The 13,619-nt window shown below is 40.3% G+C and carries 8 protein-coding genes; 4 read left to right on the top strand and 4 right to left on the bottom strand.

What is annotated here, in order from left to right:
- Nucleotides 1-175 precede the first annotated feature (175 nt).
- Together hemH and ACJZU6_RS11725 are read left to right on the top strand one after the other, a co-directional pair.
- Complete coding sequence (gene hemH, locus ACJZU6_RS11730; protein ID WP_080156869.1) at nt 176-1,147, top strand: ferrochelatase; 972 nt, start codon at nt 176-178, stop codon at nt 1,145-1,147.
- Between the two features lie 151 nt (nt 1,148-1,298).
- Nucleotides 1,299-2,603 carry an inosine/guanosine kinase gene (locus tag ACJZU6_RS11725; protein ID WP_080156868.1) on the top strand — a complete coding sequence of 435 codons (1,305 nt, stop codon included), beginning with the start codon at nt 1,299-1,301 and terminating at the stop codon, nt 2,601-2,603.
- A gap of 68 nt (nt 2,604-2,671) precedes the next feature.
- On the opposite strand, the gene asnB is transcribed toward ACJZU6_RS11725, so the two are convergent.
- The 4 genes from asnB to nagB all read right to left on the bottom strand — a co-directional run bounded on the left by asnB (nt 2,672) and on the right by nagB (nt 8,901).
- Complete coding sequence (gene asnB, locus ACJZU6_RS11720; RefSeq protein WP_080156867.1) at nt 2,672-4,342, bottom strand: asparagine synthase B; 1,671 nt, start codon at nt 4,340-4,342, stop codon at nt 2,672-2,674.
- Between the two features lie 323 nt (nt 4,343-4,665).
- A complete protein-coding gene (locus ACJZU6_RS11715; RefSeq protein WP_080156866.1) occupies nt 4,666-6,261 on the bottom strand; it encodes a cation:proton antiporter family protein in 1,596 nt (531 codons plus the stop codon).
- Nucleotides 6,262-6,419: 158 nt separating this feature from the next.
- A complete protein-coding gene (locus ACJZU6_RS11710) occupies nt 6,420-7,634 on the bottom strand; it encodes an ROK family protein (protein WP_080156865.1) in 1,215 nt (404 codons plus the stop codon).
- Nucleotides 7,635-8,100: 466 nt separating this feature from the next.
- Nucleotides 8,101-8,901, bottom strand: coding sequence for a glucosamine-6-phosphate deaminase (gene nagB / locus ACJZU6_RS11705; protein ID WP_080156864.1), 801 nt, complete (start codon nt 8,899-8,901; stop codon nt 8,101-8,103).
- Between the two features lie 257 nt (nt 8,902-9,158).
- Between nagB and nagE the strand changes: the two genes are divergently transcribed.
- Complete coding sequence (gene nagE / locus ACJZU6_RS11700) at nt 9,159-10,631, top strand: N-acetylglucosamine-specific PTS transporter subunit IIBC (protein ID WP_080156863.1); 1,473 nt, start codon at nt 9,159-9,161, stop codon at nt 10,629-10,631.
- A 175-nt stretch (nt 10,632-10,806) separates the two neighbouring features.
- On the top strand, nt 10,807-13,470 hold the full coding sequence (locus tag ACJZU6_RS11695) for a beta-N-acetylhexosaminidase (RefSeq protein ID WP_408900310.1): 2,664 nt from the start codon (nt 10,807-10,809) through the stop codon (nt 13,468-13,470).
- Nucleotides 13,471-13,619 lie beyond the last annotated feature (149 nt).

Below are 13,619 nucleotides of genomic sequence, written 5' to 3'. Positions count from 1 at the left end.
TAAACGGGCTTACCAATTGGTAATGCTCGTTTTTTTTGGTTTTAATATACGGGTGTTATAAGATGTTATAACAAGATTGAGTATTTTTTGTTGCTGAAATGTATTCGTTTGAGGCTGGAAATAACGTATTTTCAGCGACGGGAATAAATAGAGTAAAGATAAAGGATAAATACCGATGACAATAAATAATAACTATGGGGTATTACTGGTTAATCTTGGTACTCCTGATGCACCAACAACTGCTGGCGTGAAACAGTTTTTAGCTGAATTTTTGCATGATAAGCGAGTCGTGGATATGACGCGTTGGTTATGGTGTCCTATTTTGCATGGCATTATTTTACCAATACGTTCACCTAAAGTGGCTAAATTATATCAATCAGTATGGATGGATGATGGATCACCGTTAATGGTGTATTCTCGTCGTCAGCAACAAGCCCTACAACAAAAGCTTAATGTTCCTGTTGCATTAGGAATGACTTATGGTGAGCCGAGTATTCAATCAGGCTTGCAGCAATTAAAGCAACAAGGGTGCAAACAAATACTTGTGTTGCCGCTATACCCTCAATATTCAGCGACGACAACAGCTGCGGTTTTTGATCGTATTGCTAAAGAGTTGAAAACAGTGCCTGAATTACCCGAATTACGGTTTGTGAACCATTATTATGATCACCCTGATTATATTGCTGCGTTAGCTCAATCTGTTGAAAAAGTTTGGGCAGAGAAAGGACAACCAGATTATTTATTATGTTCTTATCATGGCATTCCCCAACGTTATGCAGATAATGGCGATCCCTATCCAGATCATTGTCATCAAACAACCGTGTTACTTGCTCAGTCGCTTGATATGGCGCGAGAAAAAATGAGCATGAGTTATCAATCTATTTTTGGGCGTGAAGAATGGTTAAAACCGTATACTGAAGCGACGATTCGCTCGTTAGCAGAAAAAGGCATAAAACGGTTGGATGTAATGTGCCCGGCTTTTTCGGTTGATTGCTTAGAAACCTTAGAAGAGATTGCTGAACAATGTAAAGAGGTATTTATTGAGGCAGGTGGCAAAGAGTTTAATTTGATCCCATGCTTAAATGATGATTCTGCTCATATAGCAATGATGGAAAGCTTGGTTAAGCAGCATACACAAGGATGGTAATGCCGATAGCGACAGGAAAATTATTCCCTTGACGATAACGTTTGCGTTATTGTTTATGGCTATTATTCGCAAAACCTATGATAGCTTTTGCTTTTATGTACCAAATTCTGTGATAGAATTCGCAAAATTTACAACTTGACAGCCCATTGACATGAAATTTCCAGGCCAACGAAAATCTAAGCATTATTTTCCCGTACATGCTCGCGATCCACTTCTAAGTCAAACGAAGATAGAGAAGCGTTTAACACGTACTCATGTTGTGGGTATCGATCAAACATTGGTTGATATTGAAGCCTACGTTGATGATGAGTTTCTGGAACGTTATGAGCTAAGTAAAGGGCATTCATTAGTTATTACTGATGAAAAAGCTGAAGCGCTTTACCATGAGCTAAAAGAAAATAATCTTGTGACTCATGAGTTTGCTGGCGGCACAATCGGTAATACTTTACATAACTATTCAGTATTAGCCGATGATAAATCTGTATTATTAGGCGTGATGAGTAAAGACATTGAAATTGGTAGCTATGCGTACCGTTATCTTTGTAATACCTCAAGCCGTATGGATATGAACTATTTACAACCTGTAGATGGTCCTATTGGCCGTTGTTTTGCGCTGATTTCTAAAGATGGTGAGCGTACCTTCGCAATTAACGAAGGTCGAATGAACCAACTGAAGCCTGATAGTATTCCTGAGTGCGTATTTGAAAACGCATCAGCTTTAGTACTGACCGCTTATCTTGTTCGTTGTAAGCCAGGCGACCCAATGCCAGCTGCAACAATGCAAGCAATTGAGTACGCGAAAAAATATGATGTGCCTGTTGTATTAACATTGGGTACTAAATTCGTTATTCAAGATGATCCACAGTGGTGGCGTGATTTCTTACGTGATCATGTTACTGTGGTTGCAATGAACGAAGACGAAGGCGAAGCATTAACTGGCGAGTCAGATCCTCTTGTTGCAGCAGATAAAACTCTTGAGTGGGTTGATCTTGTACTATGTACTGCGGGCCCTGTTGGGTTATACACTGCGGGTTATACTGAAGAGTCAGCAAAACGTGAAACTGCGTTGCCACTATTACCAGGTGATATTGCTGAATTTAACCGTTACGAATTTAGTCGTCCAATGATTAAAGCAACGTGTGAAAACCCAACTAAGGTTTATTCACATATCGCTCCATATATGGGTGGCCCAGAGCGTATTAAAAATACTAACGGTGCTGGTGATGGTGCATTATCTGCGTTATTACATGATATGTCTGCTAACCGTTACCATAAAGAAAACGTGCCAAATTCAAGTAAGCACCAGTATTCTTTCCTAACTTACTCATCATTTTCACAAGTTTGTTTGTACGCAAACCGTGTAAGTTATGAAGTATTAGCCCAGTATTCACCTCGTCTTTCTCGTGGCTTACCTGAGCGTGAAGATAGCCTAGAAGAAGCTTATTGGGAACGTTAATAACACATTGTTATTAATTAAAAAAAACCGCCATTTTTGATGGCGGTTTTTTTATGCGGTAAATTTATTTATTTTTTGTAAGCTTGGTTATGAACCGCGGCAATCGCACGACCTGATGGATCGGCGGCATTTTTAAAGCTCTCATCCCACTCAATTGCTTTGGCACTAGAACAAGCAATAGATGGACCACCAGGAACACATTTAGCTGCGCTTTCTAATGGGAATAGTTCTTCAAAAATTTCACGGTAAACATAGCCTTCTTTTGTTGTTGGCGTGTTATACGGGAAACGGAACGCAGCAGTAGCTAATTGCTGATCGGTGACTTTAGCTGCCGCGACTTCTTTAAGGCTATCAATCCAGCCATAGCCGACACCGTCTGAAAACTGCTCTTTTTGGCGCCATGCAACAGACTCTGGAAGGTAGTGTTCAAAACACTCGCGAACAATGTGTTTTTCCATTTTGCCGTTGCCACACATTTTATCTTGAGGGTTAATGCGCATTGCAACATCAAGGAATTCTTTATCCAAGAACGGTACTCGTGCTTCGATGCCCCATGCCGCCATTGATTTGTTCGCGCGTGCACAGTCAAACATATTAAGCGCTAACAATTTACGCACTGTCTCTTCATGAAATTCTTTTGCGTTAGGCGCTTTATGGAAATATAAATAGCCACCAAAGATTTCATCAGCACCTTCTCCTGAAAGTACCATTTTAATACCCATTGCACGGATCTTACGTGACATCAAATACATAGGGGTTGATGCACGAATCGTGGTGACATCATAGGTTTCAATGTGGTAAATCACATCACGAATAGCATCTAACCCTTCTTGAACGGTATAGGTTAATTCATGGTGAACCGTACCAATTGCATCTGCTACAATTTTCGCTGCTTTTAAATCGGGAGCACCTTCAAGGCCGATAGCAAAGGAGTGCAGTGTTGGCCACCATGCTTGTGACTGCTCATCATCTTCAATACGTTTAGCTGCAAATTTTTTCGTGATAGCAGAAATAACGGATGAATCTAAACCACCTGACAGTAATACCCCATAAGGTACATCTGTCATTAATTGGCGTTTAACGGCACTTTCAAGCGCATCGGTTAATGCTACTTTATCTGTTTTAGCGTCTTTAACGGCATCAAATTCCATCCAGTCACGTTTGTAGTAACGAACAGGTTCGCCTTTTTTACTCCAAAGATAAGTACCTGGAGGAAATTCACTGATTGTTTTACACACAGGGACTAGTGCTTTCATTTCTGATGCAACATAGAAGTTACCATGCTCATCATAGCCTTGATAAAGTGGAATGATGCCAATGTGGTCACGGCCAATAAGGTAAGCATCTTCTTGCTCATCATAAAGAATAAAGGCAAAGATACCGTTGAGGTAATCTAACAGTTCTGGGCCTTTTTCTTTATAAAGCGCTAAAATAATTTCACAATCAGATTCTGTTTGGAAAGGGTAATCAGGTGCAAATTCAGCACGTAGTTCTTTATGGTTATAGATTTCACCATTTACTGCAAGTACATGACTTTTATCTGTGTTGTACAGCGGTTGTTCGCCACTATTAAGGTCAACGATTGCTAAACGCTCATGAACTAGAATAGCATTGTCTGAGGCATAAATACCTGACCAATCAGGGCCGCGGTGGCGCATTTTTTTTGATAGCTCAAGAGCTGTTGTACGAAGTACTGATGAGTCGCTCTTGATGTCAAGGATACCGAATACTGAACACATAATAATACTACTCCAAACGTTTTATTTTTATTATCCATAATTAATGGAAATGTATCATGTAGCTAATAAGTTATCATTATGATAATTGATGTTGATGCCACATCTCTTTTCTCGTTGATTGTTAAAATCACGTATTCGTTAATAAATTACAACCAATTATTGTAATTATATTTAATTAAAGCGCTGGTGGTGAATATTATCTATTTAAAATGGCTTTTTCTGAATATTATCTATTTAACGGTAGTTTTTTAATTAAAAAAATAAACAATGGTGGCGCCATTGTTTATTTTTCATTGCGAAATATCTAACTTTTGAAGCGCAACTTAGGACGTTTTGAGAGGGGATATCTGAGGTTGAAGGTGGTCACAGACATCACGCGCAAAACCGCTACCTGCTTCGCTGTAAATATTAAAGGCAGCATCAATACCTTGCTGATGTAATTGGGTTTCTTCATCACTGTATTTAGCTATAGCCGCTATTTTTCCTTGGAAATGGCGGCTTTTAAGCTGATCTAAAGCGTAAATGTTGGCGGTGCCATTTGGCATCGCTAATAAAATAAGCTCAATGTGATGATTTTTGATAACTCGTTCCCAAAAATCAGGGTCGGTGGCATCACCATGAATGACATTACGCTGTTGCTGGCGATGTAACTCTACTGATTCTTGACGAGTCTCAACCCCAATAATCTGTTGACCATACCGACTTTCTAACTCGTCATAGGCGCCTGAACCGATACGTCCCATGCCTAGAATAAGAATACTGGCATTTCCTAAATCAATCAGTTTGTCATTACAATTTAATCGATCAGGATCAAATTCTTTTAGTCGCTTAGCCGCTTCAGTATAGAGTTTATGACTCATACTGTTCAGTGGTGCAGCGAGCAGAAATGATAAGGAGACGGCGATAGCCATGGCCACTAAAAATGTACCCGGTAATAACCCCATTTTATAGGCGACACCACCCACAATAAGGCCAAATTCACTGTAATTAAATAAGGTTAACGTGGCTAACATTGAGGTTCGTACACGATAGCGACATAAATGGAATACGGCGTAATAAAGAATGCCTTTAAGTGGTAATAGCAGCATTAATACCAGTGCCATTAACATACCATTGACGGTAGGGGATTCTGCGAGACCAATGTTTAAAAAGAAGCATACCAAGAGGAGTTCTTTAAAATTAAACAATGATTTAGCCATCTCTGATGCTTTAGGATGACCAGCCATTAGCATGCCTAATATCAAGGCACCTAAGTCTGGTTTCATCCCGACAATTTCAAATAAACCTGCACCTGCAACCAGTGCAAGTATAACTGCATACAAGACTAATATTTCACCGTGTCCAGCTTTATCGAGGATGCGATATAACAATGGACGTAGTAAAGGCAGGGCAAACAAACCAAGTGCAGTAATATCTGGGATTTTACCGCTGGATATAGTGAGAAAGAGTACTGCAAAAATATCCTGCATAACCAGGATACCAATCGCGACGGTACCATATTTAGCGTTTAATTCTCCTTTGTCTTGTAGCAGTTTGACGGCAAAAACAGTACTAGAAAATGATAATGCAAAGCCAATCAGTACTAATTGACTGAGTGCCATTTCGGCAAACATTGTTAGTCCTAATTGTTTTAGCACTAACAGAAATAGCGTAAACAAGGCGGTAGATAATAGATTGTGTATGGTTGCGCCGCCCCATACTTCTTTGTTAAGTAAAGTTTTTATGTCAAGTTTTAAGCCAATGGTAAATAACAATAATGTCACGCCAAGATCGGCTAACGTTGTCAGTGCTGGTGTCGGTTGAAAACCAAAACTATTAAGCGTAAAGCCAGCGACTAAAAAGCCAACTAAAGGGGGTAATTTACAACGAAGGGCAATAAAACCGGCTAGAAAAGCCGCGCTAATATACAGTAGCTCCATATCTTAGACTACATCCTTGCAAGTAGTGTGCGGAAATATAATTGGTAACAATAATAGCATTAGGGGGATTAATCATTTGAGATTAATCCCCCTTTTTTGTAATGGTGGTTTGATAAGAACGATAGTTATTCGCTCTTATGAATGGAGATCGTGGTGACTTAATCTTCGAGTAAGCGTTGTAGCAGTACACCATTAAGCATGGCGCGTTTAATCATAGAGAAAGCACCTATGGTCGGTTGGTTATATAACTCTGACGCGACAATCGGCAAATCATGATTAAAAGCAGATAATGATTGGTTTTCCACACAACGACGTATTGCAGGTAATACAATAGCTTGGGCTTGAGTAATATTACCCGCCAGAATAATCTTTTGCGGGTTGAATAAATTAATCGTCATTGCTAAAGCTTTACCAAGATGGTGACCGACTTTCAGTAATGCTTGAATGGCCAGTTCATCACCATTGTTAGCCGCGTCACAAATGGCAGGCATAGTGACCTCTTCCAAGTCTTGTAAACTACTTGGGTAGCCTTGGCTGAGTAGGTTTTTGACATGCATAATGACCGCAGGATCAGAGGCTACCGTTTCTAAGCAGCCAAAATTACCGCATTGGCATTTATCACCTAAAGGATCAATTTGAATGTGACCAATTTCACCGACATTACGGTTTTGGCCGAGGAAGACTTGGCCATTAACGATAATGCCAGCCCCTGTACCGTTATGCATGCTAACTAAGATGGAGTCTTTACAATCACGGCTGGCACCAAAGAAATGCTCTGCCAGTGCTAAGCCTCTAACATCATTACCGACAAAGGTAATAATATTGAATGTTTTTTGTAGAATATGTGCAAGTTCAAAGTCGTGAACGTTAATATTTGGCATGTAAGTAACTGTGCCGGTTTCTGGGTTCACAAGCCCTGGAAGAATAATGCCAAATGCCACTAATTCTTTCATTACATTCTGATTATTATCAATAAATTCTTGAATATATTTGATGAGGCCTTCGGCTAATACATCTTGGTCTGAATATAAAAATGGGTAGGCCGCACCAGTAATATGTTTACCGCTGAGGTCATAAAGGGTTATTTCAATATTGTTGCGGCCAATGCGTACAGCGATAGAGTGAAAGTTCACTGATTCAGTTGTCAGTGAGATAGCTCTTCTACCTCCCGTTGAAGCCTGTTGAGCGACTTCTTTTATTAAGCCACGCTCCAGTAACTGACGGGTGATTTTAGTGACACTTGCAGGCGCGAGGTGACTAATATCAGCGACCTGAATGCGAGATATGGGGCCCTGCAAGTCGATAAGTCGGTATACCGCAGCACTATTTAGCTGCTTGACCAGATCAACATTACCAATTTGTCCGCCTGTCATAATTTAGTTCTGCTCGTAATTAGCGTTAATAATTATCGCCTGAAGATGATTATGATGATGAGTTATCGTTATCGTCTTTATCAAAGCGCTACCTATTATTCGACACGGATTTAATTAATTTTGATGATTATTAGTGTCGAATTGTTTGATGTATTGCATTTTTCAATACATTAATTAACACACTAATATACTTTCTTATGAGTAAAAATAAAGAAATCGTTGTTGATGCTTGCTTGGGCTGTGGCATTGGTCACTAAAATACGAAAAACGAGCTATAGAGAAGGGATATATCGCTAACAAGCGAATTGTAAACCATAACTGTATTGTTAATAGTCACAATTATTCTTTTTTGTGTTTAATTTCAATGAGGAAAGTAAAACGCCGTCAGGGTGGCGGCGTTTATTCAATGTTCGGTGACGATAAACAATAAATGTTATTTCGTACCTAAAAATGACACGGTTCTAGATTAGATGTGTGTCAGGTTTTCAGCTTCTAACTCTTGGAAGTACTTAACTGTTTTCACTTTAAGTTCTTGAGTTGATGGCTCATCACAAATGATCATTGATTTAGGGTGAAGCTGTAGTGCAGATACAGTCCATAGGTGGTTTACACAACCTTCAACAGCGGCTTCAAGTGCTTGTGCCTTGTTGTGACCTGTGATCAGAATCATTACTTCTTCAGAATCTAGTAGTGTACCCACACCAATAGTTAATGAATATTTAGGAACTTGGTTGATATCACCATCAAAGAAACGAGAGTTTGCAATACGAGTTTCGTGCGTAAGCGTTTTGATACGAGTACGAGAAGCGAGTGATGATGCAGGTTCGTTGAATGCGATATGACCGTCGTTACCCACGCCACCCATGAATAAATTGATGCGGCCGTAAGTTTTGATTTTGTCTTCGTAACGTTGACATTCAGCTTCGTGATCTGCGGCATTACCATCAAGTAAGTTGATGTTTTGCTCTTGCATATCAACATGGCTAAAGAAGTTGTTATACATGAAGTTACGGTATGATTCAGGGTGATCAGCCGCCATACCAACATATTCATCCATGTTGAATGTCACGACGTTTTTAAAGCTTACTTCGCCAGCTTGGTATAATTCAATCAAACGCTGGTATGTCGGAAGTGGTGTACCACCTGTAGGTAGACCTAGCACAAATGGACGCTCAGCTGTTGGTTGGAACTTATTAATGCGATCTGCAATGTAGCGAGCAGACCATAAACCAACATCTTTAGCGTTATTAAGCGGGATTAGTCTCACGTTGACACCTCGTTGAAGATAGTTAAAACAGGAAAAATCTTAGCGGCATAGCGCCTTTGTTTCGAATGATAAAATAAGTTTTATGATCGAGCTAGCAAAATCACTCAGTTCTGTCTTCGGTCGGTGATTAAGATCACAAATGATGATGTTTTAATTTGCGGAGCGAAATAAAATTCATAAACTGCAAAGGACAAAAAAGAGATGGCAAAAAAAAGCTATCACTATCGCATCTAAGAAAACCATAGGGGGAACTAAGGGTGAATATTCTTGGATATTTTCAAAAAGTAGGTAAAGCACTAATGGTGCCAGTTGCAGTACTTCCTGCAGCGGCAATTTTAATGGGTATTGGCTATTGGGTTGATCCATCTGGTTGGGGTGCAAACTCAGCAATTGCTGCGTTCCTGATTAAAGCGGGCTCTTCAATTATCGATAACATGTCAGTATTGTTTGCAATTGGTGTTGCATACGGCATGTCAAAAGATAAAGACGGTGCAGCTGCACTAGCTGGTTTCGTTGGTTACACTGTTGTAACTACGTTGCTATCACCAGGATCAGTTGCAATGATCCAAGGTATCGACGCAAGTGCTGTTCCAGCCGCTTTTGCTAAGATTAATAACCAATTTGTTGGTATCTTGGTTGGTATCGTTTCTGCAGAAATCTATAACCGTTACTCTAACGTTGAATTGCATAAAACATTATCATTCTTCAGTGGTAAGCGTTTAATTCCAATTCTAACATCCGTTGCTGGTATCGCTATCGCAGCAGTATTACTGTTCGTATGGCCACTAGTTTACAACGGTCTTGTTAGCTTTGGTGAAAGTATCCAAGGTATGGGTGCAGCAGGTGCTGGTATCTATGCATTCTTTAACCGTCTATTGATTCCTGTTGGTCTTCACCACGCACTGAACTCAGTTTTCTGGTTTGATGTTGCTGGTATTAACGACATTCCTAACTTCTTAAGTGGTCAAGGTGTTCCAGGTGTAACTGGTATGTATCAAGCGGGTTTCTACCCAGTAATGATGTTTGGTCTACCTGGTGCAGCATTAGCGATGTACCACACAGCGAAGCTTAAGAATAAAGAGCGTACAGCTTCATTATTAATTGCTGCTGGTTTTGCATCATTCTTCACTGGTGTTACTGAGCCACTAGAATTTGCATTCATGTTCCTTGCACCACCACTTTATGTTATCCACGCAGCATTAGCAGGTATCTCTGTATATATTGCAGCATCAATGCACTGGATGTCTGGTTTCGGTTTCTCTGCAGGTCTTGTCGACATGGTATTGTCAGCACGTAACCCATTAGCAGTTAACTGGTACATGTTGATTCTTCAAGGTATTGCATTCTTCGGTATTTACTATGGAATCTTCCGCTTTGCGATTATTAAGTTTAATCTTAAAACGCCAGGCCGTGAAGATGACGAAGCAGATGACAAATCATCAGTAAAAGGTTCAACTGAAACTGGTGAGTTAGCTAAGCAATACTTAAAAGCGCTTGGTGGTCACGGTAACCTAGAAAACATTGATGCTTGTATCACTCGTCTACGTCTTACACTAAAAGACAGTAGCCTAGCTGATGAAAAAACATTAAAAGCACTAGGTGCAATGGGTGTGGTTAAACTAGGTTCAAACAACCTACAAGTTATCCTTGGCCCTCTAGCTGAAATCGTTGCTGGCGAAATGAAAAAGATTCCAGCATCAGAAGATCTATCAGCAGTAAAACTTCCATAATTATTTAAATTCTTAAGTAATTAGGCGACACACGAAATACCGCAACACTTTTAATTAGACCGGTCCTGATATTTTAATTGTAAGATATCAAGACCGGCATTTTGAGTACCCAACTTTTGGGCTCTATATAGATTTTCCCTTCATTTTAAGGGATATCGGGAGAAAGGAATATTTCATGACTATTAAACTTACAGCGTTAGCATCTTTCATTGCACTAGCAGTAACTGGTTGTGCAACTCAAGGAAATGATGATGAGAAGGTTGTTAAAAATTTAGCTAATAACCTTGATGTTACTTATGAAATTGTTACTCAACACGGTGCAGAAGAAGGCCTACAGTGTAAGACGCTAGGCGCAGAATGGGCATCTTGTGATCTAATTAATTTAACGCTGGAAAATAATGGCCCAGCAGTAACGGGGACTGACTGGAAAATTTATTTCAGCAGCATTCGCCAAATTCTTGAAGTTCAAAACGACCAATTTAAAGTTACACACGTAACAGGTGACCTTCATACGTTAGAGCCAACAGACAAGTTTGATGGTTTTGCTGAAGGTGAGAAGGTTGTTATTCCTTACATTGGCGAATACTGGACACTTTTCGAAAATGACTACATGCCTCGTGCATACGTAACATCAGGTGATGCTGCGCCACAAACAATTAAGAGTACAGATTCAGCAGATCCAGGTGATTACTTGGTGCCACTTAAAGGTGACCAATTCAAGCGTGTTAAAGCCGATAATAACGTGCTTGCAACCGCTGAAACACGTTTTAATAAAAACCAAGATATCAATGTGTTAGCTACGACAGAAGTGGCTGCAACCATTGTTCCCACGCCATTAAGTACCAAGCTAACAGGCAACACTGTTTCATTAGCAAACGGTATTAAAATTGCTAACTTCACATTGCCAGCTGACATGATGGCTGCGGTGAATGAGCGTCTTGACGTATTGGGTGTTAATACTAAAGGTCAATACCCAGTAAAAGTAAGTCGTCTACCGGGTTCATTTGCTAAAGATCAGCAAATCGCTGGCGCTTACACATTGGATGTAACTCCTACAGGTGCAACTATTATTGGTTTTGATGACCAAGGTGCATTCTATGGCGTACAGTCACTGATCTCTCTAATGAGCACAGGTGCTAAAAATAGTATTCCTACATTAGAAGTTACTGATGCTCCACGTTTTGATTACCGTGGCGTGATGGTTGATGTGGGTCGTAACTTCCACTCAAAAGACGTTATTCTGCGTACGTTAGACCAAATGGCTGCGTACAAGATGAACAAATTCCACTTCCACCTATCTGATGATGAAGGTTGGCGTGTAGAGATTCCTGGTTTACCAGAACTGACTGACATTGGTAGTAAGCGTTGTCATGATCTATCTGAAACAACATGTCTGTTACCTCAATTAGGTTCAGGCCCAACGTCAGATACCGATGGCTCTGGTTACTACAGTAAGCAAGACTACTTAGATATTCTAAAATACGCGAAAGCACGTGGTATCGAAGTGATCCCTGAAATCGATATGCCAGCACACGCACGTGCAGCCGTGGTTGCGATGGAAGCGCGTTATAAACGTCTTGCTGCTGAAGGCAAGATGGATGAAGCGAACGAATACCGTTTGATGGATCCACAAGATACGTCAAACGTAACCACCGTACAGTTCTACGATAAGCGTAGTTTCATCAACCCATGTATGGATTCTTCTGTAAAGTTTGTAGATAAAGTTATTTCTGAACTTCAAGCTATGCATAAAGAAGCGGGTATGCCGCTAAATACATGGCACTTCGGTGGCGATGAAGCGAAAAACATTAAGTTAAACGCAGGCTTCCAAGATATTAATGCTGCAGAGCAAACAGCTTGGACCGGTTCTATTGACCAATCTAAGCAAAATAAGCCATACCAGAAATCACCAATGTGTCAGAAATTGATCGCAGAAGGTGTTGTGGCTGATTATGATCACCTACCAAGTCATTTTGCTGAGAAAATCAGTGAAGTCGTCAATGGTAAGGGCATTGAAAACTTCCAAGCATGGCAAGATGGCTTGAAGTATTCAAAAGATTCAAAAGCATTTGGTACTGATAATGTACGTGTAAACTTCTGGGACGTTCTGTACTGGGGCGGCGGTGCATCAGCTTATGAGTGGGCTGATAAAGGCTACGATGTTGTAGTATCAAACCCTGATTATGTTTACATGGATATGCCATATGAAGTAGATCCATCAGAGCGTGGCTACTACTGGGCAACACGTGCAACAGATACTCGTAAGATGTTTGGTTTTGCGCCAGAGAACTTACCACAAAATGCTGAAACATCACTTGACCGTGATGGCAATGGCTTTACAAGTAAAGGTACTGTGAAATCAAAAGGTTTCCATGGTCTTTCTGCTCAGCTTTGGAGTGAGACAGTAGGTAACGATAAGCAGTATGAATACATGGTGTTCCCTCGTGTATTAGCTGCTGCTGAACGAGCATGGCATAAAGGTGAGTGGGAAAATGAATACCAAGTAGGTGTTGAATATTCTCAAGATTCTAACCATGTAAACAAGAAAGCACTTCATAATGAATGGCAGCGTTTTGCTAACGTATTAGGTCAACGTGAACTTGCGAAACTTGATGCTGCGGGTATTCAATACCGCGTACCAGTACCTGGCGCTAAGATTGAAAACGGTAAACTTGCGATGAACGTAAGCATGCCAGGTCTGACACTACAGTACTCAACGGATGCAGGTAAAACATGGAACACTTATGATGCGAAAGCACAACCAAGTGTGACTGGCAAAGTTGAAATCCGCGCTGTAAGTGGTAATGGTAAACGTTTCAGTCGTGTAACAACACTGTAATCGACTAATAACAATGTAAGCTCTGATCATTATATGATCGCTTTATTGCCGACGATGGGATGACCATCGTCGGCTTTTTATTGCGCGTTATTAATTAAAATCACAACTATTGTTTGTTATAACTGCGTTTTTGATTTTTTGCATAGCGG

The organism is Photobacterium piscicola, from assembly GCF_046058925.1.
Classification (GTDB): domain Bacteria; phylum Pseudomonadota; class Gammaproteobacteria; order Enterobacterales; family Vibrionaceae; genus Photobacterium; species Photobacterium piscicola.
Note: the sequence above shows the minus strand (reverse complement) of the source record. Positions and strands in the feature narration are given on the sequence as shown.

What these genes read in the sequence shown, in the direction of transcription:
- hemH (WP_080156869.1), top strand. Translation starts at nt 176, where the DNA reads ATGACAATAAATAATAACTATGGGGTATTACTGGTTAATCTTGGTACT.
- asnB (WP_080156867.1), bottom strand. Translation starts at nt 4,342, where the DNA reads ATGTGTTCAGTATTCGGTATCCTTGACATCAAGAGCGACTCATCAGTA.
- ACJZU6_RS11695 (WP_408900310.1), top strand. Translation starts at nt 10,807, where the DNA reads ATGACTATTAAACTTACAGCGTTAGCATCTTTCATTGCACTAGCAGTA.
- ACJZU6_RS11725 (WP_080156868.1), top strand. Translation starts at nt 1,299, where the DNA reads ATGAAATTTCCAGGCCAACGAAAATCTAAGCATTATTTTCCCGTACAT.
- ACJZU6_RS11710 (WP_080156865.1), bottom strand. Translation starts at nt 7,634, where the DNA reads ATGACAGGCGGACAAATTGGTAATGTTGATCTGGTCAAGCAGCTAAAT.
- ACJZU6_RS11715 (WP_080156866.1), bottom strand. Translation starts at nt 6,261, where the DNA reads ATGGAGCTACTGTATATTAGCGCGGCTTTTCTAGCCGGTTTTATTGCC.